25 protein-coding genes are annotated in these 25,107 nt (G+C 72.3%); 10 read left to right on the top strand and 15 right to left on the bottom strand.

The window, feature by feature from the left end:
- Positions 1-29: 29 nt before the first annotated feature.
- Positions 30-545: an Lrp/AsnC family transcriptional regulator gene (locus tag ACFV0T_RS01390; RefSeq protein WP_385773152.1), complete on the bottom strand. Its 516-nt coding sequence runs from the start codon at positions 543-545 to the stop codon at positions 30-32.
- Between the two features lie 77 nt (positions 546-622).
- On the opposite strand from ACFV0T_RS01390, the gene ACFV0T_RS01385 reads away from it, so the two are divergent.
- Genes ACFV0T_RS01385 through ACFV0T_RS01370 form a run of 4 tightly spaced genes read left to right on the top strand, consistent with a single transcriptional unit; the run spans position 623 to position 4,719 of the window.
- Positions 623-1,378, top strand: a complete 756-nt coding sequence (locus ACFV0T_RS01385) for a LytR/AlgR family response regulator transcription factor (protein ID WP_385773150.1) — start codon at positions 623-625, stop codon at positions 1,376-1,378.
- Between the two features lie 10 nt (positions 1,379-1,388).
- On the top strand, positions 1,389-1,784 hold the full coding sequence (locus ACFV0T_RS01380; RefSeq protein ID WP_385773148.1) for a hypothetical protein: 396 nt from the start codon (positions 1,389-1,391) through the stop codon (positions 1,782-1,784).
- A gap of 5 nt (positions 1,785-1,789) precedes the next feature.
- Positions 1,790-3,517, top strand: coding sequence for a cation acetate symporter (locus tag ACFV0T_RS01375; RefSeq protein ID WP_385773146.1), 1,728 nt, complete (start codon positions 1,790-1,792; stop codon positions 3,515-3,517).
- Entirely contained in the window at positions 3,514-4,719 is a 1,206-nt protein-coding gene (locus ACFV0T_RS01370) for a sensor histidine kinase (RefSeq protein ID WP_385773144.1), read from the top strand. The genes ACFV0T_RS01375 and ACFV0T_RS01370 overlap by 4 nt, the downstream gene beginning before the upstream one ends.
- A 242-nt stretch (positions 4,720-4,961) precedes the next feature.
- Here ACFV0T_RS01370 and ACFV0T_RS01365 read toward each other — a convergent pair whose 3' ends face one another.
- The 5 genes from ACFV0T_RS01365 to ACFV0T_RS01345 form a co-directional block, all read right to left on the bottom strand.
- On the bottom strand, positions 4,962-5,132 hold the full coding sequence (locus tag ACFV0T_RS01365) for a hypothetical protein (RefSeq protein ID WP_385773142.1): 171 nt from the start codon (positions 5,130-5,132) through the stop codon (positions 4,962-4,964).
- A gap of 532 nt (positions 5,133-5,664) precedes the next feature.
- A complete protein-coding gene (locus tag ACFV0T_RS01360) occupies positions 5,665-6,615 on the bottom strand; it encodes a cytochrome c oxidase assembly protein (RefSeq protein ID WP_385773140.1) in 951 nt (316 codons plus the stop codon).
- A 123-nt stretch (positions 6,616-6,738) separates the two neighbouring features.
- On the bottom strand, positions 6,739-7,764 hold the full coding sequence (locus ACFV0T_RS01355) for a 6-phosphofructokinase (RefSeq protein ID WP_385773138.1): 1,026 nt from the start codon (positions 7,762-7,764) through the stop codon (positions 6,739-6,741).
- 167 nt (positions 7,765-7,931) lie between these two features.
- Positions 7,932-8,660 carry a type 1 glutamine amidotransferase gene (locus ACFV0T_RS01350; protein WP_385773136.1) on the bottom strand — a complete coding sequence of 243 codons (729 nt, stop codon included), beginning with the start codon at positions 8,658-8,660 and terminating at the stop codon, positions 7,932-7,934.
- Between the two features lie 20 nt (positions 8,661-8,680).
- Positions 8,681-9,919: a MurT ligase domain-containing protein gene (locus ACFV0T_RS01345; protein WP_385773134.1), complete on the bottom strand. Its 1,239-nt coding sequence runs from the start codon at positions 9,917-9,919 to the stop codon at positions 8,681-8,683.
- A gap of 158 nt (positions 9,920-10,077) precedes the next feature.
- Between ACFV0T_RS01345 and def the strand changes: the two genes are divergently transcribed.
- The gene (def, locus tag ACFV0T_RS01340; protein ID WP_385773132.1) at positions 10,078-10,617 is read left to right on the top strand and encodes a peptide deformylase; all 540 of its coding nucleotides are present in this window, start codon (positions 10,078-10,080) and stop codon (positions 10,615-10,617) included.
- Between the two features lie 50 nt (positions 10,618-10,667).
- Here the strand turns inward: def and ACFV0T_RS01335 are convergent, their stop codons facing one another.
- Positions 10,668-11,312: a TetR family transcriptional regulator gene (locus tag ACFV0T_RS01335; RefSeq protein WP_385773130.1), complete on the bottom strand. Its 645-nt coding sequence runs from the start codon at positions 11,310-11,312 to the stop codon at positions 10,668-10,670.
- Between the two features lie 172 nt (positions 11,313-11,484).
- Between ACFV0T_RS01335 and ACFV0T_RS01330 the strand changes: the two genes are divergently transcribed.
- Positions 11,485-12,711, top strand: coding sequence for an acyl-CoA dehydrogenase family protein (locus tag ACFV0T_RS01330; RefSeq protein WP_385773128.1), 1,227 nt, complete (start codon positions 11,485-11,487; stop codon positions 12,709-12,711).
- Between the two features lie 151 nt (positions 12,712-12,862).
- On the opposite strand, the gene ACFV0T_RS01325 is transcribed toward ACFV0T_RS01330, so the two are convergent.
- The 8 genes from ACFV0T_RS01325 to ACFV0T_RS01290 form a co-directional block, all read right to left on the bottom strand.
- Entirely contained in the window at positions 12,863-13,384 is a 522-nt protein-coding gene (locus ACFV0T_RS01325) for a cupin domain-containing protein (RefSeq protein ID WP_385773126.1), read from the bottom strand.
- A gap of 7 nt (positions 13,385-13,391) precedes the next feature.
- Complete coding sequence (locus ACFV0T_RS01320) at positions 13,392-14,606, bottom strand: cytochrome P450 (protein ID WP_385773124.1); 1,215 nt, start codon at positions 14,604-14,606, stop codon at positions 13,392-13,394.
- Positions 14,603-15,667 carry a type III polyketide synthase gene (locus ACFV0T_RS01315; RefSeq protein WP_385773122.1) on the bottom strand — a complete coding sequence of 355 codons (1,065 nt, stop codon included), beginning with the start codon at positions 15,665-15,667 and terminating at the stop codon, positions 14,603-14,605. The genes ACFV0T_RS01320 and ACFV0T_RS01315 overlap by 4 nt, the downstream gene beginning before the upstream one ends.
- A gap of 534 nt (positions 15,668-16,201) precedes the next feature.
- Entirely contained in the window at positions 16,202-16,438 is a 237-nt protein-coding gene (locus ACFV0T_RS01310; protein WP_385773120.1) for a DUF6213 family protein, read from the bottom strand.
- A gap of 25 nt (positions 16,439-16,463) precedes the next feature.
- Complete coding sequence (locus ACFV0T_RS01305) at positions 16,464-17,849, bottom strand: NADP-dependent succinic semialdehyde dehydrogenase (RefSeq protein WP_385773118.1); 1,386 nt, start codon at positions 17,847-17,849, stop codon at positions 16,464-16,466.
- A 75-nt stretch (positions 17,850-17,924) separates the two neighbouring features.
- Complete coding sequence (locus ACFV0T_RS01300; protein ID WP_385773116.1) at positions 17,925-18,395, bottom strand: NUDIX domain-containing protein; 471 nt, start codon at positions 18,393-18,395, stop codon at positions 17,925-17,927.
- The gene (locus ACFV0T_RS01295) at positions 18,392-19,933 is read right to left on the bottom strand and encodes an ATP-dependent DNA ligase (protein ID WP_385773114.1); all 1,542 of its coding nucleotides are present in this window, start codon (positions 19,931-19,933) and stop codon (positions 18,392-18,394) included. Before ACFV0T_RS01295 ends, ACFV0T_RS01300 begins: the two co-directional genes overlap by 4 nt.
- A gap of 29 nt (positions 19,934-19,962) precedes the next feature.
- Positions 19,963-20,898 (bottom strand): NAD(P)/FAD-dependent oxidoreductase, encoded by a 936-nt coding sequence (locus ACFV0T_RS01290; RefSeq protein ID WP_385773112.1) that lies wholly within the window; start codon positions 20,896-20,898, stop codon positions 19,963-19,965.
- Between the two features lie 77 nt (positions 20,899-20,975).
- Here ACFV0T_RS01290 and ACFV0T_RS01285 point away from each other — a divergent pair, with 77 nt between their 5' ends.
- The 4 genes from ACFV0T_RS01285 (at position 20,976) to ACFV0T_RS01270 (ending at position 25,054) form a co-directional block, all read left to right on the top strand.
- Positions 20,976-21,548 (top strand): helix-turn-helix domain-containing protein, encoded by a 573-nt coding sequence (locus ACFV0T_RS01285; protein ID WP_385773110.1) that lies wholly within the window; start codon positions 20,976-20,978, stop codon positions 21,546-21,548.
- A 277-nt stretch (positions 21,549-21,825) separates the two neighbouring features.
- Positions 21,826-22,803, top strand: a complete 978-nt coding sequence (locus ACFV0T_RS01280; protein ID WP_385773108.1) for an NADPH:quinone oxidoreductase family protein — start codon at positions 21,826-21,828, stop codon at positions 22,801-22,803.
- Positions 22,800-23,984 carry an acyl-CoA dehydrogenase family protein gene (locus ACFV0T_RS01275; RefSeq protein WP_385773106.1) on the top strand — a complete coding sequence of 395 codons (1,185 nt, stop codon included), beginning with the start codon at positions 22,800-22,802 and terminating at the stop codon, positions 23,982-23,984. The genes ACFV0T_RS01280 and ACFV0T_RS01275 overlap by 4 nt, the downstream gene beginning before the upstream one ends.
- The gene (locus ACFV0T_RS01270; RefSeq protein WP_385773104.1) at positions 23,981-25,054 is read left to right on the top strand and encodes an acyl-CoA dehydrogenase family protein; all 1,074 of its coding nucleotides are present in this window, start codon (positions 23,981-23,983) and stop codon (positions 25,052-25,054) included. Before ACFV0T_RS01275 ends, ACFV0T_RS01270 begins: the two co-directional genes overlap by 4 nt.
- Positions 25,055-25,107 lie beyond the last annotated feature (53 nt).

Below are 25,107 nucleotides of genomic sequence, written 5' to 3'. Positions count from 1 at the left end.
CGCGCAATATCGCTGCGTCTTTCGGCCGGTCAGCGCACATCTGCTGCGTCCGGCCCGGTCTCCGGCGGCGCCGGCTGGTTCGCGCCCGCCTCCGGGCTCTCCGGCAGGAGGTGGGACAGCACCATCACGCTGATCGTCTTCCGGATGAACGGCTCCGTGCGGATCCGCTCCAGGACCTCCTCGAAGTGGTCCACGTCCCTGGCGCGCACGTGCAGCAGCGCGTCCGCGCCACCCGTCACCGTCATCGCCGCCGTGATCTCGGGATGGTTGCGCACGACCTCCGCGAGCCGCCGGGGCGGGGCCGCGCCCTCGCAGTACACCTCGACGTACGCCTCCGTGGCCCAGCCCAGCGCCGACGGTTTCACGGTGGCCGTGAACCCGGTGATCACGCCCGTCTCCCGCAGCCGGTCCACCCGGCGCTTCACCGCCGTCGCGGACAGGCCGACCGCCGCGCCGATCTCGGCGAAACTGGTCCGGGCGTTCGCCATCAGCGCGGTGAGGATCTTCCGGTCGAGCTCGTCGAACGGCGTGGGCCTGCTGTTCATGGCGGCACTGTATCCAGCGCGAACGCGCACGCCGGGCACATGTCCAGACGTACGGATTGCTCCTACACTCCACCTTCATGCTGCGCGCCCTCGCCGTCGACGACGAACGCCCCTCGCTCGAGGAACTCCTCTATCTGCTGAACGCCGACCCCCGGATCGGCAGCGTGGAGGGCGCCGGGGACGCGACCGAGGCGCTGCGCCGCCTCAACCGCGCGCTGGAGTCCGGCCCGCACGGCCCCGAGGCGATCGACGTGGTCTTCCTCGACATCCACATGCCCGGTCTCGACGGGCTCGACCTGGCCCGGCTGCTGACCGGATTCGCCCGGCCCCCGCTGGTCGTGTTCGTCACCGCCCACGAGGACTTCGCCGTCCAGGCCTTCGACCTCAAGGCCGTCGACTACGTGCTCAAACCCGTCCGCAAGGAACGCCTCGGCGAGGCCGTCCGCCGCGCCGCCGAACTGCGCGGCACCGCGGCCCGGATCCTCGTGCGCGAACCCGACCCCGACCACATACCCGTCGAACTCGGCGGCGTCACCCGCTTCGTCGCCGTCGACGACATCACCCATGTCGAGGCCCACGGCGACTACGCCCGGCTGCACACCGCCCGCGGCAGCCACCTCGTGCGCATCCCGCTGTCCACCCTGGAGGAGCGCTGGCGCTCGCGCGGCTTCGTCCGCATCCACCGCCGCCACCTCGTCGCCCTGCGCCACATCGGCGAACTCCGCCTGGACGCCGGTACGGTGAGCGTCCGGGTCGGCGCCGAGGAACTCCAGGTCAGCCGGCGCCACGCCCGTGAACTGCGCGACCTGCTGATGCGCCGGACGACGAGCTAGGAAGGACCGCATGCCCCAGGAACCCGCCGAGCGCCGGGTCGTCGTCACCGGCCCGCCGCGCCGCACCCTCCCCCACGCCCGGCTTCGCTCGCGCGGGCGGTACCCCCATGTCTCCGGCTACTACCGCCCCCGCACCGAGATCGACGAGCAGACCACCCTCGGCCACACCTACGTACGCTCCCTCATGCGCACCCAACTACGCGCCGCCCTCGGCGTGTTCGCGGTCCTCGTGCTGCTCGTCGGCCCACTGCCGCTGCTCTTCGCGGCGATGCCGGACGCCCGCCGCCTCGAATGGGCGGTGCTCGGCTTCTGCCTGTACGCGCCGCTCGTCCTGCTCGCCCGCTGGTACGTACGCCGGGCGGAACGCAACGAGCGGGACTTCGTGCTCCTCGTCGAGGACCGCTGAGCGCCGTGAACTCCAGCTACGCCGTCCCCGCCGTCGCCCTCGTCGTCGTCGCCACCGTCCTCGTCGGCGCCTTCGGCCTGCGGATATCCCGCACCACCTCCGACTTCTACGTCGCCTCCCGCACCGTCGGCCCCCGCCTCAACGCGGCCGCCATCAGCGGCGAGTACCTCTCCGCCGCCTCCTTCCTCGGCATCGCGGGCCTCGTCCTCGTCCAGGGCCCGGACATGCTCTGGTACCCCGTCGGCTACACCGCCGGCTACCTGGTCCTCCTGCTGTTCGTCGCCGCCCCGCTGCGCCGTTCCGGCGCCTACACCCTGCCCGACTTCGCCGAGGCACGGCTCGCCTCCCAGCCGGTGCGGCGGCTCGCGGGCGCCTTCGTCGTCGGTGTCGGCTGGCTGTACCTGCTGCCCCAACTCCAGGGCGCCGGTCTGACGTTGACCGTGCTGACCGGGGCGCCCGGACTGCTCGGCGGGGTCATCGTGGCGGTCGTCGTGGTCGCGACCGTCGCCGCCGGCGGTATGCGCAGCATCACCTTCGTCCAGGCCTTCCAGTACTGGCTGAAGCTCACCGCGCTCCTCGTGCCCGCCCTCTTCCTGGTCCTCGCCTGGCAGGGCGACGGAGCACCCGCGCACGCCTTCGAGGAACCCGCCGCCTTCCGCGCGCAGCGTTCGGTGCGGGTCGACGCCACCCTCGACCTGAAGCTGGACCGACCGCTGACCGTGACCATCACCGGCACGGTCGACGGCCGCCCGCACGACGGCACCCCGCTCACCCTCCCGGCCGGCGTCCACCGCGTCCAGGAGGGCACCCGGCTGACCTTCGCCGCGGGCGCCAGGGTCCCCGCGGCCGACCGCGGCGGCAACGACGGCATGTCGACCTCACTGGACGCGAGCCGCGACGAACGACCGCTCTACGCCACCTACGGACTGATCCTCGCCACCTTCCTCGGCACCATGGGTCTGCCGCACGTCGTCGTCCGCTTCTACACCAGCCCGCACGGCGTCGCCGCCCGCCGCACCACCGTGGCGGTGCTCGCCCTGATCGGCGTCTTCTACCTGCTGCCCCCGGTCTACGGCGCGCTGGGCCGCCTCTACGCCCCCGAACTCACTCTCACCTCGGACGCGGACGCCGCCGTCCTGCTGCTGCCCGGCCGGATGATCGGCGGACTGGGCGGCGACCTGCTCGGCGCGCTGGTCGCCGGGGGAGCCTTCGCCGCGTTCCTGTCCACCGCGTCGGGTCTGACCATGGCCGTGGCGGGCGTCCTCGCCCAGGACGTGCTCCCGGCCCGGGGAGTACGGCACTTCCGGCTCGGTACGGTGCTCGCCATGGCGGTACCCCTCGCGGCGAGCGTCCTGGTCGGCGGCCTGCCCGTGGCCGACGCGGTCGGGCTCGCCTTCGCCGTGTCCGCGTCGTCGTTCTGCCCGCTGCTCGTCCTCGGCATCTGGTGGCGGCGGCTGACCCCGCCCGGCGCGGCGGCCGGGATGCTGGTCGGCGGCGGTTCGGCGTTCGCGGCCGTCGCCGCGACCATGGCGGGCTTCCCGGGCACCGGCGGACTGCACGCCCTGCTCGCCTGGCCCGCCCTGTGGTCCGTACCGCTGGGCTTCCTCACCATGGTGCTGGTGTCGCTCGCGACCCCGGGCCGGGTGCCGGCCGGGACGGCGGCGATCCTGGCGCGGTTCCATCTGCCGGAGGAACTGCGCACGGAGGAACTGCGGGCGGAGGCGAAGGCGTGAGCGGATTCCTGGCAGGCCTGTGCGTGGCCGTCCTGCCCCTGCTGGCGGCGGGCTTCTGGCTCGGGCGGCGCACCGCACGCCCGGAGAGCCAGGGCGGTCTGGGCACCCCCGTCGAGCACGCCACCTTCCAGACCCTGCACACCGCCTCCCTCGCCGCGCCCCCGCTGCGGGAGGGCCTCACCGAGGAGACGGCCCGCCGGTCGGCGCGCACGCTGCGCTCGCTGCTCGGCACGGACGCGCTGTGCCTCACCGACGACCAGGACGTCCTCGTCTGGGACGGGGTCGGCTCCCATCACCGCGCGGAGGTCAGGGAACGGCTCGCCGGCCCGCTGGAGACGGGCCGAGGCGAGGCGTTCCGGCTGGACTGCGACGCGCCCGACTGCCCGGTGCGCTGGGCCGTCGTCGCTCCGCTCACCGTCGACGACCGGGTGCGCGGCGCGCTCGTCGCCTGCGCGCCGCGCGAGTCGGCGGTCCTGGTCCGGGCGGCCGGCGAGGTCGCGCGCTGGGTCTCCGTGCAGCTGGAGCTCGCCGACCTGGACCAGTCCCGGACCCGGCTGATCGAGGCCGAGATCAAGGTCCTGCGCGCGCAGATCTCCCCGCACTTCATCTTCAACTCGCTCGCCGTGATCGCCTCCTTCGTGCGCACCGACCCCGAGCGCGCCCGCGAGCTGCTGCTGGAGTTCGCCGACTTCACCCGCTACTCGTTCCGCAGGCACGGCGACTTCACCACCCTCGCCGACGAACTCCACGCCATCGACCACTACCTGGCGCTGGTCCGGGCCCGCTTCGGCGACCGCCTCTCCGTCACCCTGCAGATAGCCCCCGAGGTGCTGCCGGTCGCGCTGCCCTTCCTCTGCCTCCAGCCCCTCGTCGAGAACGCCGTCAAGCACGGTCTGGAGGGCAAGGCCGACAAGTGCCGCATCCAGATCACCGCACAGGACGCGGGCGCCGAGGCCCTGGTGGTCATCGAGGACGACGGCGCCGGCATGGACCCCGCCCTGCTGCGCCGCATCCTCGCCGGCGAGGTCAGCCCGTCCGGCGGCATCGGGCTGTCGAACGTCGACGACCGGCTCCGGCAGGTGTACGGCGACGACCACGGCCTGGTCATCGAGACCGCCGTCGGGGCCGGTATGAAGATCACCGCCCGGCTGCCGAAATACCAGCCGGGCGTGCACTCGGCGGGGCGGCTCACCGAGGTGTGACCGGTGCGACCGCCCGGCCGCGGACACGGCGGGCGGGACGCCGAGCCGTGTCCCCCGGGGCGTGTTTCGAAAGTCCCGTCCGGCCCGCGACGCCTGGCACGGCCCCCCGCCGTGTCGTCGGGATCGCCCGCGTACGCCCGGTACGCGGACGACCCTCCGCCTCGCGACGCACCGCAGCGGACGCCGCGGGCCCCGCCCTCCGGGCGGACGACGCTACTCCCGAAACACGCCCTGGTGCGGCACTAGGTGCTGCGTGTGACGATCATGCCCAGGGTGATCAGCCCCAGCACGACCCAGCCGAACCACAGCCAGCCGTTGCTGCCGAGTGCCACCGTGTAGGCCGTCACCACGACGAGTCCGCCGATGGTGAGCACCCCCATCGTTCTCGTGGAACCGTCCGTGGAACCGGGCATCGCGACACCCTCCTCAGGACACCCTCCTCAGGGTTCGTCCCCCTCCATGGTGCCCCGGACTGCCGTCGCACGGCGCTATGAAGGAATGGATTTTCGATTTTCACTCCCCGGAGTCGGCCCGGGGGCCGGTCGCACAAGCCCGACGGCCCGGAGCCGCAGCGGCCCGGCGCATGTCCGGCGCACCCGCGGTGCGGGACCCGGTACGCGCTCGCCCGGCGACCCGGAGCGGGCCCGAGCCGCGCGTCCGGGGGCGGGGGAGAGGGCGTACCGGACCCCGCCCAGGGCCGGGCGGGGGAGCCCAGCGGCGACGGATTGCGGACCGGGCGCCGGGCGGGGGTGGCCGCCGGATCCGGGACCCCGGAGCCAGGACCCCGGAGCTGCGGCGCGGGGGCGCCGGCCGAGTGCGGTTGCGAGCCCCGGAGCACCGCTCCGGCGCGGTCGGCCGCGACGACCTCGGAGCCGGGGAATGGTGGTCGGGCGCAAGGGCGCAAGGGCACAGGGGTGATCCGGCGCCGCCCCGGACCCGGGGTGCTCAGTTGCCGCGGGCGTTCAGCGAGGCCAAATAGGCGTTGTACGCCGCGAGTTCCTTGTCCCCGTCGCGGTCCGCGGCCCGGTCCGAGCGCTTGGCCTGCCGTTGCTCGGAGCCGTACCACTGGAACAGCAGCGCGATCAGCACCAGCACCGAGGGGATCTCGCTGAACGCCCAGGCGATCCCGCCCGCCGCGTTCTGGTCGCTGAGCGCGTCGATGCCGAGCGAGGCGGGCGGGTTCTTGAAGCTCTCGACCATCGGCGTCGACGCCATCATCAGCGCGATCCCGAAGAACGCGTGGAAGGGCATGCCCGCGAACAGCTCCAGCATCCGCATCAGATGGCCGGGCCGGTTCGGACCCGGGTCCACGCCGATGATCGGCCAGAAGAACACCACGCCCACCGCGAGGAAGTGCACCATCATCGCCAGGTGCCCGGCCCTGGAGCCCATCAGGAAGTCGAACAGCGGCGAGAAGTACAGCGCGTACAGGCTCGCGATGAACAGCGGGATCGTGAACGCGGGGTGCGTGACGATCCGCATGTACCGGCTGTGCAGCAGCGCCAGCAGCAGCTCACGCGGGCCCGTGCGGCCCCGTCCCGCGACCGGCAGGGCGCGCAGCGCCAGGGTGGCCGGGGCGCCCAGCAGGATCAGGATCGGCGACAGCATGCTGATCACCATGTGCTGCACCATGTGCACGCTGAACATGACCATGCCGTAGTCGTTGAGCGCGGTGCACATCACCGCCATGACCGTCAGCACCCCGGCGACGTACGAGACGGTCCGGCCGACCGGCCACGCGTCACCACGCCGCCGCAGCCGGACGACCCCCCAGCCGTACAGAGCCAGGGCCAGCAGGCAGGCCACGAGGAAGAAGGGGTCCGCGGACCACTGAAGACCTCGTCCCAGCGTGAACGGCGGCAGATCCATCGTCATGCCGTGCCCGCTGTGATCCATCCGCCGGCTCCTGTTTCGTGGGGGTTGCGCGCTGTCTGTCCACAGCTGTCTGTCCGCACCCAGATTAGAACCGCCCCCGGCCGCTGCTGCGACCGGGGGCGGCTGGAGCCCACAGGCGGCGTCCTACAGCACGCACTCCGCCTCGGCGTACCGCTCCTGCGGCACCGTCTTCAGCGTCTCCACCGCCTCCGCCAGCGGCACCGTCACGATGTCGGTGCCGCGCAGCGCGGTCATCCTGCCGAACTCGCCGCGGTGCACGGCCTCCACGGCGTGCCAGCCGAACCGGGTGGCCAGCACCCGGTCGTACGCGGTCGGCGTGCCGCCGCGCTGGACGTGCCCGAGGATGACCGGCCGGGCCTCCTTGCCGAGACGCTCCTCCAGCTCGATGGAGAGCTGGCGGGCGATGCCGGCGAAGCGCTCGTGGCCGTAGATGTCCTTGCCGCCCTCGTCGAAGTCCATGGAGCCGGCCTTCGGCTTGGCGCCCTCCGCGGCCACGACGATCGCGAACCGCTTGCCCGCCTCGAAGCGCTCCCCGACCCGTCGCGCCAACTCCTCGATGTCGAAGGGGCGTTCCGGTACAACGATGGCGTGGGCGCCGGCCGCCATGCCGGAGTGCAGCGCGATCCAGCCGGTGTGGCGGCCCATGACCTCCACGATCAGCACACGCTGGTGGGACTCGGCGGTGGTCTTCAGCCGGTCCAGCGCGTCGGTCGCGACGCCGACGGCCGTGTCGAAGCCGAAGGTGACGTCGGTGACCGCGATGTCGTTGTCGATGGTCTTCGGCACGCCGACGATGGGCAGGCCGTTGTCCGAGAGCAGCCGGGCCGCCTTCAGCGTGCCCTCACCGCCGATCGGGATGATCGCGTCCAGACCGAGTTCCTCGACATGGCCCCTGGCCCGCTCCACGCCGTCCCGCAGATGCTCGGGCCGGACCCGGGAGGAGCCGAGGATGGTGCCGCCGCGGGCCAGGATGCCGCCCACGGCGTCGAGGTCGAGCTTGAGGTAGTCGCACTCCAGGAGGCCCTTCCAGCCGTCCCGGAAGCCGATGACCTCGTCGCCGTGGTCGACGACGGCGCGGTGCACGACGGACCGGATGACGGCGTTCAGGCCGGGGCAGTCGCCGCCGGACGTGAGGACACCAATGCGCATAGCCCGAACAACCTTCTCCACGTGGGCCGGGGACCGGACCACGCTGTCCGGCTCGAACCCCGCCACCCTAGCGTCCGCAGGGGGCGGGGCCGAACCGTGCGTCCGCCTGCTGGACGGGCCCGCTCACCTGTGCGGACAGGCCGTCAGACGGGCCGCTGCGGAGACGCTCACGCGGGCTGCTGCGCGGACGCGATCCGTTCGTTGCGCAGCGCCTCGTACCAGTGGTCGTCGATCGGCGGCAGCGCGTTCACGTCCAGCGCCAGCTTCAGCAGCAGGTCCGCGATCTGCGGGTTGCGGGCGAGCACGGGCCCGTGCATGTACGTGCCGAAGACCGTGTCGTTGTACGCGCCCTCCGTGCCGTCCCCCGTGCCGTTGCCCCGGCCGAGCCGCACCTGGGCGAGCGGGCGGGCGGTGGGGCCGAGCTGGGTGACGCCCTGGTGGTTCTCGAAGCCGGTCAGCGGGGGCAGCCCCAGCCGCGGGTCGATGTCCGCGAGCACGTCGCCGACGCATCGCTCGCCGGTACCGCGCACCGTGGTCACGTCCAGCAGCCCGAGGCCCGGCTCGCGCTGGCCGAGGTCGTTGACGAACTCCTGGCCGAGGATCTGGTAGCCGGCGCACACCGAGAACACGATCGCGCCGTTCTCCACGGCCCGGTACAGCTGACCGTCGCGGCGCAGCCGCTCGGCCGCGAGCCGCTGCGGCCGGTCCTCGCCGCCGCCGATGAGGTAGATGTCACCGGAGGTCGGGATCGGCTGGTCGCTGCGTACGTCCAGCCGGGCCACGTCGAGCCCGCGCTGCCGGGCCCGGCGCTCCACGACGAGGACGTTGCCCTGGTCGCCGTAGGTGCTGAGGAGGTCCGGGTAGATCCAGACGATCCGCAGTTGGTTGTCGCTCATGAGATGACCGTCCTTGGTGGTCAGTTGCCGACGCGGCGGCGCAGGTCCTGGAAGGCGGTGTAGTTCGCGATGACCTCGATCCGGCCCGGCGGGGCCTGCTGTACGGCGTGGTCGAGGCTGTCGCACACCTGGAAGTGCTGGTTCGCGACCTCCAGACGCACCGCGAGGTCCAGCTTGCGGTCGCCGATCACGAAGATCGGGTGGCCGGTCAGCCGCGTGTAGTCGACGTCCCACAGCCAGGAGGTGTCGGTGCCGTCGGCGCCGCGCGCGTTCACGGACAGGATCACCGGGGTCGGCGGCGGGTCGATCAGGGAGAACGTCTCGAGCCAGCCGGCCGGGTTCTTGGCGAGCAGCAGCCGCAGGTCGCGCTGCATGAACTGCACGACGTCGTAGCGGCCGGCGACGGCCTGCACCTGGTACATCCGCTCCAGCGCCACCTGCGGCGGCACTCCGAAGACGGCGGCGACCGCGGCCGAGGAGGTGGCGTTGGCCTTGTTGGCGCGGCCCGGCAGCTGGAGGTGGATCGGCCAGGCCGAGCCGTGCGGGTCGAGCACGTGGTCGCCGGAGAGCGCCCAGCTCGGGGTCGGCCGGCGGAAGCCGCACTCGCGGCAGAACCAGTCGTCGCCGGGACGCTGCATCACACCGCCGCAGGACGGGCAGGACCAGGCGTCGTCCTTCCACATCTGCCCGGCTGCGACCCAGATCACATTGGCGGAGGAGGACGCGGCCCACACGACGAGCGGGTCGTCGGCGTTGGCCACGATGACGGCCTTGGAACCGGCCAGACCCTCACGCCAGTTCTCGGCGAGCATCCGCGTCTCGGCCGCGCGGTCGAGCTGGTCGCGGGAGAGGTTGAGCAGTGCGATGCACTTCGGGTCGGTGTCCCGGGCCACGCCCGCGAGGTACTTCTCGTCGACCTCGATCACGCCGTACCGGGCCTCCGAGCCGCCCGCGAGCGCCGAGGTGATGCCGGCCGGCATGTTGGCGCCGAGCGCGTTCGAGACGACCGGGCCCGCGGCGCGCAGCGCCTCGGCGATGAGCCGGGTGGTCGTGGTCTTGCCGTTGGTCGCCGAGACCAGGACGACGTCCAGGTTCTGGGCGACCCGGGCCAGAAGGTCGGGGTCGAGTTTGAGTGCCACCCGGCCGCCGATCACCGAACCGCTGCCGCGCCCCGCAGCGCGCGATGCCGCCGCGACCGCCTTGCCCGCGGTCACGGCGATCTTGGCCCGCGGCGTGAGCGGGTCCGAGTTGCCTGCCATCAGTTCTCGATCCTCCTTGCGTACGCGCCGCGCCTGAGCCATCCGGCAACGTGGTGTGGACCTCAGCCTATCGAGATCCATTCGCACTCCCGAACCATGGCACCGCCTCGGCACCCACGCGACATCCGCGTGGCTGTCAGGACCGTACCCTTGCCGCCATGCGACAAGGCTCGATCCCGGGCGCCCACGGGCGCGTCCGGCCCCTCACCCTGCTCGGCGACGCGGTGCTGCACGCGCCCTGCGCGGAGGTCACCGACTTCGGACCCGAACTGGCACGGCTCGTGGAGGACTTGTTCGCCACGATGTACGCGGCCCAGGGAGTGGGCCTCGCCGCGAACCAGGTCGGCGAGGCGCTGCGCGTGTTCGTCTTCGACTGCCCGGACGACGACGACGTCCGGCATCTGGGACATGTGGTGAATCCACGGCTGGTCGCCGCGGACGGACTGGAGCTGCGCGGGCCGGAGGGCTGCCTGTCCCTGCCGGGTCTGGAGGCGGGGACGGAGCGCTACGACCACGCCGTGGTCGAGGGGTTCACGGTGACCGGGGAGCCGGTGACGGTGCACGGCACGGGCTTCTTCGCCCGCTGTCTCCAGCACGAGTGCGACCATCTGGACGGCACGGTGTACGCGGACCGCGTGACGGGCTGGCGCAAGCGCCGTCTGACGCGGCAGGCGGAGCGGGCCTCCTGGCGCAGGTGACGGGTCTCACCGTGGTGGATCACCGCGGGGGTTCGCCGTGGCTGCGTGGGTCAGAACCCCGGACCGCCGACCTTGTCGCCCGCCGCGGCCAGCCGGCCCCACAGCAGGTCGGCGAGACTGCGCACCAGCTCCGCCCGGGTGCACGGCCGCTCGCCCAGCCACCAGTCGCCCGCCGCGTGCATCATGCCGACGATGCCGTGCCCCCAGACCCGGGCCAGCTGCTGGCTGCCGGGACCGAGGTCGACCCGCTCCTCGATGACCTGGGCGAGCTCCTCGCCCATCCGGCGCAGCAGCGGAGCACTGTGCTTGCCGACGTCGAAGCCCGGCTCGCCGGCCTGGCCGCCGTCCCCCGGATGCATCAGGAACCGGTAGACCTGGGGGCGTGCCTCGATCGCCGCGAGGTAGGTGTCCAAGGTGGACTCGACCCGTTCGCGTCGCTCGGCGGGCGCGTCCAGGGCGGCCCGCAGGGAGGCCAGCAGGGCGTCCGTGTGCCGCTTGGCGAGGGCGGCGTAGAGTCCGCCCTTGTCGCCGAAGTGCCGGTAGAGGATCGGCTTGGTGATGCCGGCCTCCGCCGCGATGGCGTTCATCGAGGCCTGCGGGCCGTCGCGGAGCACCACCCGGTCGGCAGCCTCCAGCAGCTCGCGCCGTCGACGGTCGGCGGTCCGCTGTTGATCGGTCCGCTGTGTGGTGTCCATGATCTCTCCCCACCCGTGCTGGTTCGGTGACGCCTGCGCAAACTAACACTCAACACCCACCTGACATCGAACGGGCTGCCGACCGGTCATCAGGAGTTGACATTCCCTACCCGTCGGTAACACACTCGGGTTACCGTAAGTAACACGCACGTGCACCGCCGCTGGAGGGGACATGGCCGAGTTCACCATGGAGCTCAACGACGAACAGAAGGAGGTCCGGGACTGGCTGCACGGGTTCGCCGCCGATGTGATCCGCCCCGCGGCCGCCGAATGGGACGAGCGTGAGGAGACCCCCTGGCCGGTCATCCAGGAGGCCGCCAAGCTCGGCATCTACTCCCTCGACTTCTACGCCCAGCAGTACTTCGACGCCACCGGCCTCGGCATCCCGATGGCCATGGAGGAGCTGTTCTGGGGCGACGCGGGCATCGCCCTGTCGATCGTGGGCACGGGCCTCGCCGCCGTGGGCGTCCTCGCCAACGGGACCGAGGAGCAGATCGGCACCTGGATCCCGCAGATGTACGGCGACGCGAGCGACGTCAAGGTCGCCGCCTTCTGCTCCTCCGAGCCCGACGCCGGCTCCGACGTGGCCTCCCTGCGCACGCGCGCCGTGTACGACGAGGCCAAGGACGAGTGGGTGATCAACGGCACGAAGACCTGGGCGACCAACGGCGGCATCGCCAACGTCCACGTCGTCGTCGCCGCGGTCGACCCGGAGCTCGGCTCCAAGGGCCACGCGTCCTTCATCGTCCCGCCGAACACGCCGGGTCTGTCCCAGGGTCAGAAGTTCAAGAAGCACGGCATCCGCGCCTCGCACACCGCCGAGGTCGTTCTGGAGGACGTGCGCGTCCCGGGCTCCTGCCTGCTCGGCGGCAAGGAGAAGCTGGACGAGCGTCTCGCCCGGGCCCGCGAGCGCGCCAGGACGGGCGGCGAGCGCGTCAAGAACGCCGCGATGGCCACGTTCGAGGCGTCCCGCCCGGCCGTGGGCGCGATGGCGGTGGGCACCGCCCGTGCCGCCTACGAGGTGGCCCTCGACTACGCCAAGACCCGTGAGCAGTTCGGCCGGCCGATCATCGACAACCAGGGTGTGGCCTTCCAGCTCGCCGACATGCGGACGTCCATCGACGCGGCGCGGCTGCTGGTGTGGCGGGCCTCCTGGATGGCGGTCAACGGCAAGCCGTTCACGGCCGCCGAGGGCTCGATGTCGAAGCTGTTCGCGAGCGAGACGGCGAAGAAGGTCACCGGACAGGCGATCCAGATCCTGGGCGGCAACGGATACACCCGCGAGTACCCGGTGGAGCGGATGCACCGGGACGCGGCCATCTACACCATCTTCGAGGGCACGAGCGAGATCCAGCGGCTGGTGATCGCCCGGACGCTGTCCGGGATGCCGATCCGATAGCGCCCCAGGTCTCAGACCTCAGACCCCAGACCTGAGACCTGAGACATCAGGTCTGTCTGAGGTCCCAGGCCTTGATCTCGAGCCTGAGACCTCGGACGGCCGGCCGGGGGCGGCCGGCCGTGCGGTTCCCCGCGCCCCCGGGGAACCGCACTCACCTGTGCTTGAGCGGGGTGAGCTGCTCGATGTCGTACCGCTTGCGCAACTCCGAGATCGCCTCGAGGTCCGGCGGGCCTCCGTTGCCCAGGATCTCCAGGAGCTCGTCGAAGTAGTGCTCGTGGTCCGGCGGCGGGGACGCCTGGAAGAACATCTTCGCGGGCGTCTCCGTCGGATTCGCGAACGCGTGCGGGCACCCGGGCGGTACGACGATGACCGTGCCCGGCGTCGCCCGCACCACCCGGCCGCCCGAACTCGACTCCCACTTCTGCCAGTTGTCGGGAGTCCGGATGCGGGGCTCGAAGGCGAGCACGTCCAGCTCGCCTTCGAGGACGTAGAACAACTCCTCGCTGCGCGTGTGCACATGGGCGCCGACGTCGAAACCCGGTGGCACGACCACCTCGAAGGTGGAGGCCGCGCGCGAGTGCGTGCCGGTCACCTTGAACGTCACGTGCTGGGCGGGGGTCTGGACCACCCGGCCGTGGCCGGGTGGTACCAGCAGGCCCTCGGTCGCCGTCATCAGGGGCTCACCATGTGACGGGCAGGGCTTCGGGCCCCCGGATCAGCGCGCCCTTCCTGAAGGGCACCTTCTGCGACGGCACGGCCAGCTTCAGCCCCGGCAGCCGGTCGAGCAACACGTCGACCAGCAGCTCCGACTCCAGGCGCGCCAGCATCCCGCCGGGGCAGTAGTGCGGGCCGAAGCCGAACGCGACGTGCGGGTTCGGACTGCGGGAGAAGTCGATCGTCTCCGGGTACGCGAACACCTCCGGGTCGCGGTTGGCGGCCAGGTAGGACACGTACACCGCGTCACCGGCGCGGATGCGCACGCCTCGGATCGCCACGTCCTCCGTCGCGATCCGGGACAGGCCGACCGCGTTGCGGTGCGGGATGTAGCGCAGGAGTTCGTCGATGGCCTGCGGGCGCAGCTCCGGTTCGGCACGCAGTCGCTCGGCCAGGTTCGGCCGGGTCAGCAGGATGTAGAACATCTGCCCGCTGTTGTTGGTGACCGCCTCGCCGCCGATCTGGAGCAGGACCGCCAGTCCCACGGCCTCGTCGAGCGCGACCTCGCCGCTGCCCACGGCAGCGCCGAGCAGCGAGGTCACGTCCTCGCCCGCGCTGCCCGCCCGCAGACCGATGAGACCGGCGAAGTAGGAGCCCATCTCCTCCTTGGCCCGCTCGCTGACCTTCGCGCCCTGCGAGGAGGACAGGATCAGCTGGGTCCAGCCGTGCACACTGTGCCGGTCGGCCGTCGGGACGCCCATCAGCTCGCTGATCACCGCGATGGGGAAGGGACTGAGCACCGTCTCGGTGAGATCCGCGGGCGGGCCGTCCTGGACGAGCTCGTCGACCAGTTCGTCGAGCACGCGGCGGGACTTCTCCCGGACCCGTTCGACGCCCTTCGCCGTGAAGGCGGCGGCCACCGACCGGCGCAGCCGGGTGTGGTCCGGCGGATCCAGGAAGCCGACCGCGCCACGGGTCGGGATGAAGTGCGGGGCGAGTCTGGTGACCGGATGGTCCATGACCGCCTCGCGGCTGAACCGGGGGTCGTTGGCCACCGCGCGCACATCGGCGTACCGGGTGACCAGCCACGCCCAGCCCTCGCCGTTGGGGAGCTGGATGCGGGTGATGGGACTCTCGCTCATCAACTCGGTCAGGACCGGGTCGAAGTCGACACCGCTGAGTTCGAGCGCCGGCCAGTGCCGGATCGGTGGCAGGGTCTCTGCGATCGTTTCTTCTGTCATGACGTCTCTTCGCCGCCGCTGCTCCAGCGGCCTAGGGACATCTCGGCGGTGATGCCGGGGCCGAACCCGGCGAGCAGCCCGCGCGCATGGTCCTCGGCGCCGCCCTCGTCGAACATACGGCGCAGCGCGTCCAGGACGACGGCGCTGGCGATGTTGCCGTACTCGGTGAGGGTGGCCCGGCTGAACCGGAAGGCGTGCGGTTCGACCTTGAGGAACTTGCTGAGGTCGTCCAGGATGCGCGGACCGCCCGCGTGGACGATGTAGAAGTCCAGGTCTGAGGCGTCCCAGCCGTGCACGCTCGCGAGGTCCTGCAACGCGGGGGCGAGCGGCTCCATGGTGGCCGGCACCCGCTTGTCCAGCAGGAAGTGGAAACCGGTCGCCCGGACGTCGTACGCGATCCAGTCCTCGGTCTTGGGGATCAGGTACGAGCCGTTGCGCTCCAGCTTGATGCCGGTGCCGCCGTTGCCGCGGACCACCGCGGCGGCGATGCCGTCGCCGAACAGACCGTTGGAGAGCAGCGATCCGATGCCCAGGTCGGTGGGCTGGTAGCAGAGCGAGCAGAACTCGCAGGCCACGATCAGCGCGTTGGCGTTCGGGTACGCCGTGCAGAAGTCGTGGGCCCGGTTGATCGCGGCGCCGCCCGCCGCGCAGCCCAGCTGCGCGATCGGGAGCTGCCGGGTGGTGCTGTCGAACGCCATCTCGTTGATCAGCCATGCGGTGAGCGAGGGCATCATGAAGCCGGTGCACGAGACGTAGATGATCACGTCGATGTCGGAGGTGAGCAGCTCCGCCTCGTCGAGGGCCCTTTGGATGACCGCGGGTACCCGGGCCTTTGCCTCGGCCTGGTACAGCTTGTTGCGGTCCTCGAATCCCGGGTGCTTCAGGGTCTCCTCGATCGGCTGCACGATGCGCCGGGTGCGCACACCCGTGTTCTCGATCAGTCGGAGGGCCAGGGGCAGCTGGGGATGGTCCTCGTGGTGGGAGCGCGCCAGCTCGAGCGTCTCCTCCATCGTGATCACATACTCCGGAACCGATACCGAGGGTTTGCACAAAGTCGCCATGACCGTGCCTGCTTTCGCCGTCCGGAGGGCCACTGCCGGCCCAGCCGGTCAGAAGGTGGTTCACCCCAGGGGGTGGTCCACCCACGATCACCCGACAGGGCGACGATCTCGCGCCGGACTACTCCAAATCGGGGACACCGGGCGAGAGGCGGATGAGCTGTGACGCACCTGTACAAAGCGGGTCGACATGGGCTGTTCGGTCGTAAAACCGCTGGAGGCGGGGGGTGAGCGGCTCGCGCCGGACCCCCGGGCGCACGGTCTCGTGGCGCGACCGGCATCCGGCGAGCCGGGCCGGGACCCGCTCGCCGTCCTCACCCGGAGCGACGGTGGGCGATCGCCGCGGACCGCCGTTCCTTCCTGCATATGGCGCAACGCCACGCGACCGAGTGGGAGTCGGCCGGGCGCCGGGCGCGCGGCCACCGGGTCGTGTTCCAGGACGCCTCGGCGTGACGGGAACCGTGCCGGCCGTCGGCCATCGGAACGGCGCCGACCCCGGGCCACCGGAACCGCGCCCGCCGCCGGCCGTGCCGTCCGTCAGCCGCTCTGCCCGCTGCTGTGCGCGATGCACGCCACGTCGATCCGGTCGGCCAGCTTGGCCAGCTCGATGGTCAGTGCCGCGACCGTGTCCTCGTCCAGACCCTCCTGGCCGGCCTCCACCAGATGCAGCCACCGGCCGCCCACCGTGCGCAGCAGCTTGCTGACATCGGCGGCCGAGACCTGCAACGTGCCGCGGTCGTCGACGATCAGAGGCAGGGTCACTTCGCGGTTCACAAAGGGGATCGTAGCCGCGGAAGGCTCACGCTCCGTGCCATACGGTGGTGATGTTGCAGAACTCGCGGATTCCGTGCCCGGAGAGCTCACGCCCGTACCCGGACCGCTTCACCCCGCCGAACGGGAACGCCGGATGGGAGGCCGTCATCCCGTTCACGAACACACCGCCCGCCTGCAGATCCTGGGCGAACCGGTCGGCCTCGGCCTCGTCCCGCGTCCATACGTTCGAACTCAGTCCGAACGGGGAGTCGTTCGCGATCAGCAGCGCCTCCTCCAGGTCAGCCGCGCGGTACAGCGTGGCGACCGGCCCGAAAGCCTCCTCGCGGTGGACGCGCATCTCGCGGCCGATGTCGGCCAGGACGGTCGGCGGGTAGTACCAGCCCGGTCCGTCGGGCCGGCGGCCGCCGCACAGCACGGTGGCCCCGCTGCGCCTGGCGTCGTCGACCAGTTCCTCCAGGTCGGCGCGCCCCTGCTCGGTGGCCAGCGGCCCGACCTCGGTGTCCTCGTCCAGCGGATCACCGACCTTCAGGGCCTTCATGCCGTCCGTGAAGAGCCGGGCGAAGTCGTCGTATACGTCCGTGTGCACGATGAACCGCTTGGCGGCGATGCACGACTGCCCGTTGTTCTGCACCCGTGCGGTCACCGCGACCCGCGCGGCCCGTTCGAGGTCCGCGGACGGCATCACGACGAACGGGTCGCTGCCGCCCAGCTCCAGCACCGTCTTCTTGATCATTTCTCCGGCGGTGGCCGCGACCGCCCGCCCGGCCGGCTCGCTGCCGGTGAGGGTGGCCGCCTTGACGCGTTCGTCGCGCAGGATCTCGTCGACGGCGCCGGAGCCGATCAGCAGGGTCTGGAAACAGCCCTCCGTGAAGCCCGCGCGGTGGAAGAGGTCCTCCAGGTAGAGGGCGGTCTGCGGGACGTTCGAGGCGTGCTTGAGCAGGCCCACGTTGCCCGCCATCAGCGCGGGCGCCGCGAAACGGATCACCTGCCACAGCGGGAAGTTCCACGGCATCACCGCGAGCACCGGGCCCAGCGGCCGGTAGCGGACCAGGACCCGGGAGGCGCCGGAGTCCTCCACGTCGGAGGCGGCCGGCAGCTCGTCGGCGAGCAGCCCCTCGGCGTGCCGGGCGTACCAGCGCATCGCCGTGGCGCACTTGGCGGCCTCGGCGCGGGCCTGCTTGACCGGCTTGCCCATCTCCAGTGTCATCACCCGGCCGATGTCCCGCTGGTTCTCGTCCAGGAGGTCCGCGGCCCGGTTCAGCAGGCGGGCGCGCTCGGGGAACGGCATCGTCCGGTACGTGCGGAACGTGGCCTCGGCGAGCTGGAGCCGGCGTTCGAGCTCCTCCTCGCCCATGGCCTCGTACGTCTTGAGCGTCTCGCCGTCCGCCGGATTCACCGTTGCGATGGGCATGACTGACCTCCCTGTGAGCGGGCTGTGCCTCGACCTTCCCGCGCGCTGCCGGTGGCCGCAACGCGTACGGGTCCGTCAGGTCGAGTGCTCCGCCAGGCGGTCGAGAAACGTGGCCTGCGCCCGGACGATCAGTTCCCCGGCCCGGGCGAGCCCGAACCACGCCACCCGGTCCAGCTCGGGGAACTCCTGGAGCTGCCCCGACCTCGGCGGCCACTCCATCCGGAAGGTGCCCGGCTCGACCGTCGCGGGATCGAGGTCGGCCTCGATCGCCCACACCGTGACGACCTTGCCACCCGCCTGCCGGACCTCGCCGAGCGGGACCGCCTCGCCGTCGGGCGGCGGCAGCCCGAGCTCCTCCAGGAACTCGCGCCGGGCCGCCTCCCAGGCCGGCTCGTCGGGTTCGTACTCGCCCTTGGGGACGGTCCACGCCCCCGCGTCCTTCCGGGCGAAGAACGGTCCGCCCATATGGCCCAGCAACACCTCCAGGCCGTGGTCGGTGTGCCGGAACAACAGCAGGCCCGCGCTGCGCTTCCCCGCGGCTCTCATGGCCCGACCTCCGGGTGGGCGGCGAGCAGCGTCTGCACCGTGTCGGCGTCCTGCGGGCGCTTGTCCTCCCGGTAGCGGACCACGCGGGCGAAGCGCAGGGTGACGCCAGCCGGGTAGCGGGTGGACTTCTGGAGGCCGTCGTAGGCGATCTCGACGACGAGTTCGGGGCGTACGGTCACCACCCACCCGTCGTCCTCGACGGCCAGCTCCGTCAGGCGCTCGGTCTGCCAGGTGAGCATCGCGTCGGTCATGCCCTTGAACGTCTTGCCGAGCATGACGAAGCCGCCGTCGGCCGTGCGCGCGCCCAGGTGCAGGTTGGAGAGCTTGCCGGTGCGGCGGCCGTGGCCCCGCTCGACGGCCAGTACCACCAGGTCGAGGGTGTGCACGGGTTTGACCTTCAGCCAGGACGCGCCGCGCCGGCCCGCGCTGTAGGGGGCGTCCAGGGCCTTGACCACGACGCCCTCGTGGCCGCGCCGCAGGGTCTCGGCGAGGAAGTCCTCCGCCTCCGGGACGTCCTGGGGCCGTCCCGACGTGAGCAGTCGCCGCACCCGCATCGGCTCGGGCACCAGCCGGGCCAGTTCCGCGTGGCGTTCGGCGAACGGCAGGTCGAGCAGGTCCCGGCCGTCGACGGACAGCGCGTCGAAGAAGACGGGGGAGACGGGCACCGCCTCGGCGGCGGTGACCACGTCCACCCGGGAGCCGACCCGCCCGGCGGTCTCCTGGAAGGACCGCGGCCGTCCGTCCGCGTCGAACGCGATCACCTCGCCGTCCAGGATGAACCGCTCGCCCGCCAGCTCCAGCGCGGCCGCCGTCACTTCCGGCAGGCGGTCGGTGATGTCGTCGAGGGTGCGGGTGTGGACGCGTACCACGTCGCCGTCCCGGTGCACCTGGACGCGGATGCCGTCCAGCTTCTCCTCCACCGCGCAGGCGCCCAGTTTGCCGACCGCCTCGGCCACCGACGAGGCGCTGTGGGCGAGCATCGGCAGGACCGGGCGCCCGACGGTGAGCCGGAACCGGTCCAGGGCCGCGGGGCCGTCGGCGAGCAGTGCCTGCGCCACCGACCGGAGCGAACCGGCCAGCATCACCGCCCGCCGTACGTCCGCCGACGGCGCCCCGGTCGCCTCGGCCAGGCCCTCGACCGCGACCGCGTCCAGAGCGCCCTGGCGCACCTCGCCGGAGAGCAGACCGCGCAGGAACCGCTGTTCCTCCTCGGTGGCCGCGCCCATCAATTCACCGACCAGCCGAGCCCGTTCGGCCTGCGAGCCGGGGCCGGAGACCTTGCCGAGCGCCGTGAGCCGGGCATCCACCTCGCGCACGGTCAGGGTCGGTCCGGCGGCCGGCGGGACCGGTCGGCCCAGCACCTTCCAGCCGACGCCGAGCCGGCCCTGCGGCAGCCGCCCGGCCAGGTACGGGATGGCGACCGGTACGTCGTCCGCTTCGGCGTCCCGGAACAGTCCGGCGAGCAGCGCGATCTTCCGGGACCGCGCCGAGGTGGCGGCGACCTCCTGGGACACCTGGGCGAGCCGGGTGAGCAGCATGCAGCCATGGTGCACCGGGGGCGCCGGGACTACACCCCAGCGGCCGCGTCGAGGTCGGCGAAGAGCAGCTCGCCGTTGATGGCCGCCCCGGCCCGGTAGCCGCGGCTCGCCGCGTTCACGACCTGCTCCGCGAATCCGGAGGCGTTGCCCGCGGCCCACAGGCCCGGGACGGTCGTCAGGCCCCGCTCGTCGATCACCGGATACGCGCCGAAAGGGGTCTCGCGCAGCTCGGCGCCCAGCCCCTGAAGCAGTCCGTTCCGCGGGACGGGGCGCGGTGCCACGAACAGCACCTCGCGGTGGTACGCCGTCCCGTCCGCGAGCGCGACCCCGGTGAGCCGGTCGTCGGTGACGACCAGTTCCGCCACGTCGCCCGGCACCACCGCGACCCCGGCCGCCGCCAGCCTGCGCCGGTCGTCGTCGGTGAGCTCGCCCGCGGCGACCGTGTGCAGGAAGAGGGTCACGTCCTTGGACCACTGGGACACCATCAGCGCCTGGTGCACGCTCATCGGGGTGGTGGCGAGCACGCCGAACGCCCGGTCGCGCACCTCCCAGCCGTGGCAGTACGGGCAGTGCAGCACATCGCGTCCGTAACGCTCGGCGACGCCCGCGACCGGCGGGAGCTCGTCCTTCAGACCGGTGGCGACGACCAGCTGCCGGGCGTGGACCGTCCGCCCGCCCGCGAGCGTCACGTCGAACTCGCCGGCCGCGTCCCGGGTGGCGTCCACCGCCCGGTCCCGGACGAGCTCGACGCCGTAGCGGGCGATCTCCTCGCGTCCGACGGCCAGGAACTCCGCCGGCGCCATGCCGTCCCGGGACAGATAGCCCTGCATGTGCGCGGCCGGCGCGTTGCGCGGCTCGCCCGCGTCGACGACCAGCGTGTGGCGCCGGGCCCGGCCCAGCACGAGCGCGGCGGACAGTCCGGCCGCGCCGCCCCCGACGACGACCACTTCGTACCTCTCGGTCATGGTGACCACCTCCGTGCAGACAGTGGCCCGTACCGCGCGGGATTGACAAACGGCTTTGCCGATTCTGCAATAGGGAGATGAGCACCGACGACGTTCTCGCGGATGTGGGCCCCCGGCTGCGGCGGATCAGGAAGGAGCGGGAGGTGACCCTCGCCGCGCTCTCCGAGTCCACCGGCATCTCGGTCAGCACCCTGTCGCGGCTGGAGTCCGGCCTGCGCAAGCCGAGCCTCGAACTGCTGCTGCCGATCGCGCAGGCCCACCAGGTGCCACTGGACGAACTGGTCGGGGCGCCGCCCGTGGGCGATCCCCGGGTGCGGTCGAAGCCGATCGTGCGGGGCGGGCGCACCCACTGGCCGCTGACCCGGCAGCCCGGCGGCCTCCAGGCGTACAAGGTGCTCGAACCGCAGCGCAGACTCGAACCGGATCCACGGACGCACGAGGGCTATGAATGGCTGTACGTGCTGTCCGGGCGACTGCGGCTGGTGCTGGGCGAGCACGACGTGGTGCTCGCGGCGGGGGAGGCGGCCGAGTTCGACACCCGGGTGCCGCACTGGTTCGGGTCGACGGGGGAGGGGCCCGCGGAGTTCCTCAGCCTGTTCGGGGCGCAGGGGGAGCGGATGCATGTGCGGGCGCGGCCGACGCGGTCGTGACGGCGTGGGGCGAGCGGTCGCGACGGTGGGGTCGTGACCGGTCGTGGCCGGTCGTGAGGGCGTGGCCGTGACCGGTCGTGACCGGTCGTGAGGGCGTGGCCGTGACCGGTCGTGACCGGTCGTGAGGGTGTTGTCGTGGCCGGTCGTGACGCGCGGTGTGGGCGGAGGCGGCGCAGTTCCGGCGCCCGTGACGCGCCCGGCTGTTCCCTGATCGGCAAGCGACCGCTTAGTATGCGATCGACCCCGGTCAGACGACGCAGTCCCGTGGAGGCTCCGCATGCAGGCATGGCAGGTGCACGAGATCGGCGAGCCGAGTGAGGTGATGCGGCTCCAGGAGGTCGAGCCGCCCACACCGGGTGACGGCCAGATCCTGCTGAAGGTGCGTGCCGCCAACATCAACTTCCCGGACGCGCTGATGTGCCGAGGCCAGTACCAGGTCCGGCCGCCGCTGCCCTTCACGCCCGGCGTGGAGATCTGCGGCGAGACCGAGGACGGGCGCCGGGTGATCGCCAACCCGGCACTGCCGTACGGCGGTTTCGCCGAGTACACGGTCGCCGACGCCGCCGCCGTCCTGCCCGCCCCCGAGGCGCTGGACGACGCCGAGGCCGCCGCCCTGCACATCGGCTACCAGACGGGCTGGTTCGGCCTGCACCGGCGGGCCCGGCTGGAGGCCGGCGAGACGCTGCTCGTGCACGCCGCCGCGGGCGGCGTCGGAAGCGCGGCCGTACAGCTCGGGAAGGCCGCGGGCGCCACAGTCATCGGTGTCGTCGGCGGGGCCGACAAGGCCGCCGTCGCCCGCGAACTGGGCTGCGACGTGGTCGTCGACCGGCGCGCCGAGGACGTCGTCGCCGCCGTCAAGGAGGCCACCGGCGGCCGGGGCGCGGACGTGATCTACGACCCGGTGGGTGGCGCGGCCTACACCCAGTCCACCAAGGTCGTCGCCTTCGAGGGCCGGATCGTCGTAATCGGCTTCGCGAGCGGCACGATCCCCAGCCCCGCGCTGAACCACGCCCTGGTGAAGAACTACGCGATCCTCGGCCTGCACTGGGGCCTGTACAACACCAAGAACCCGAAGCTGGTGCAGCACTGCCACGAACAGCTCACCGAGCTGGCCGCCCGGGGCGCGATCAGGCCGCTGGTCAGCGAGCGGGTGCCGCTGAGCGGGGCCGCGGCCGCCGTCCAGCGGGTCGCCGACGGGGTCACCACCGGCCGGGTCGCCGTGCTGCCCGCGCTGGAGAACGGAGCCGCCGCATGACCGACGCAGCCGAACTGCGCCGCCGCACCCAGGAGTTGCTGGCCGCGTACCCGCCTGGCGCGACCGACCGCCAGGACTTCCTGAAGGCTCGCTTCGACGCGGGCCTCGCCTGGGTGCACTACCCGGTGGGCCTCGGCGGTCTCGACGCGCCCCGCTCCCTCCAGGCCGTCGTGGACGCCGAGTTGGAGGCCGCGGGCGCCCCCGACAACGACCCGCGGCGCATCGGCATCGGCCTCGGGATGGCCGCGCCGACGATCCTGCGCTACGGCACCGACGAGCAGAAGCAGCGCTTCCTGCGGCCGCTGTGGGTGGGCGAGGAGGTCTGGTGCCAGCTCTTCAGCGAGCCCGGCGCCGGGTCCGACCTGGCCGCGCTCGGCACCCGGGCGGTCCGCGAGAGCGGGGGGGACTGGCTGGTCAACGGGCAGAAGGTGTGGACGTCCAGCGCCCACATCGCCCGCTGGGCCATACTCATCGCGCGCACCGACCCGGACGTGCCCAAGCACCAGGGCATCACCTACTTCCTGTGCGACATGACCGACCCGGGCGTCGAGGTCCGGCCGCTGCGGCAGATCACCGGCGAGGCCGAGTTCAACGAGGTCTTCCTCACCGGCGTGCGCGTCCCCGACGACCGCCGCCTCGGTGAGGTCGGCGACGGCTGGCGGGTCGCGCAGACCACGCTGAACAACGAGCGCGTCGCCATCGGCGGCATGCGGCTGCCCCGCGAGGGCGGCATGATCGGCCCGATCGCGAAGACCTGGCGCGAGCGCCCCGAACTGCGCACCCACGACCTGCACCAGCGGCTGCTGAAGCTGTGGGTCGAGGCCGAGGTCGCCCGGCTCACCGGCGAACGCCTGCGCCAGCAGCTCACCGTCGGCCAGCCCGGCCCCGAGGGCGCGGGAATGAAGCTCGCCTTCGCCCGTCTCAACCAGGAGATCAGCGGCCTGGAGGTGGAACTCCGCGGCGCGGAAGGGCTGCTGTACGACGACTGGACCATGCGCCGCCCGGAACTGGTGGACTTCACCGGCCGCGACGCCGGCTACCGCTACCTGCGCTCCAAGGGCAACAGCATCGAGGGCGGGACCAGCGAGGTCCTGCTGAACATCGTCGCCGAGCGCGTCCTGGGCCTGCCCGCCGAGCCGCGCACCGACAAGGACGTCGCCTGGAAGGACCTGGCCCGATGACCGACCTGCTGTACTCGGAGGAGGAAGAGGCGCTGCGGTCGGCGGTACGGGACCTGCTGACCGACCGCTGCGACCCGGCCTCGGTGATCGCCCGCACCGAGTCGGACGCCCCGCACGACATCGCGCTGTGGAAGGCGCTCGCCGACGGAATGGGCCTGGCCGGCCTGCTGGTTCCGGAGGAACTGGACGGACAGGGCGCCACGCACCGCGAGGCCGCCGTCGTCCTGGAGGAACTCGGACGGGCGGTCGCGCCCGTGCCGTATCTGACGAGCGCCGTGGTCGCCACGGAGGCGCTGCTGGAGTGCGGCGCCGACGACCTGCTCACGCGGCTGGCGTCCGCCACCTCGATCGGAGCGCTGGCCGTCGGCCTGCACACCGCCCCGGGCGCCGCCTTCCCGGCCGTACGACTCGAGAACGGCGCCCTGCACGGCGAGTTGACCGGCATCGCCGACGCGGCCGCCGCCGACCTGCTGCTCGTGCCCGCGGACGACGGCGGTCTGTACGCGGTCGACTCCGCCGCCGTGACCATCACCCCGCAGGTCTCCCTCGACCTCACCCGCCCCCTCGCCACCGTCACCCTCGCCGGGGTCCCCGGCCGTCGGCTCGGCGACGCCGAACCGGCCGTCCGCCGCGCCCTGCGCGCCGGTGCCGGACTGCTCGCCTCCGAGCAACTCGGGCTGTCGGACTGGACGTTGACCGAGACCGTGCGCTACCTGAAGGAGCGCAAGCAGTTCAACCGGCCCGTCGGCGGGTTCCAGGCGCTCAAGCACCGGCTCGCCCAGCTGTGGCTGGAGATCGTCAACCTCCGCGCCGCCGCCCGGAGCGCGGCGGACGCGCTGGCCACCGGCGAGGACGTCGACGTCCGCGTCGCCGTCGCCCAGGCCCACGCGGCGGGCGTCGCCGTGCACGCCGCCGAGGAGGCCCTGCAACTGCACGCCGGTATCGGCATGACCTGGGAGCACCCGGTCCACCTGTACCTCAAGCGGGCCAAGGCCGACTCGATCGCGTACGGCACGGCGGGCGCCCATCGATCCGCCCTGGCCGAACTCGTCGACCTGCGCGCCCCCTGACCGGTGCCCGGTGAAGCCCGCCCCACCTGGGGCGGGCTTTCCGCGCGCCCGCG

The sequence above is a fragment of the Streptomyces sp. NPDC059582 genome (assembly GCF_042735715.1).
Taxonomy (GTDB): Bacteria; Actinomycetota; Actinomycetes; order Streptomycetales; family Streptomycetaceae; genus Streptomyces.
The sequence above is the reverse complement of the archived record's forward strand: the minus strand, read 5'-3'. Positions and strand labels throughout refer to the sequence as shown.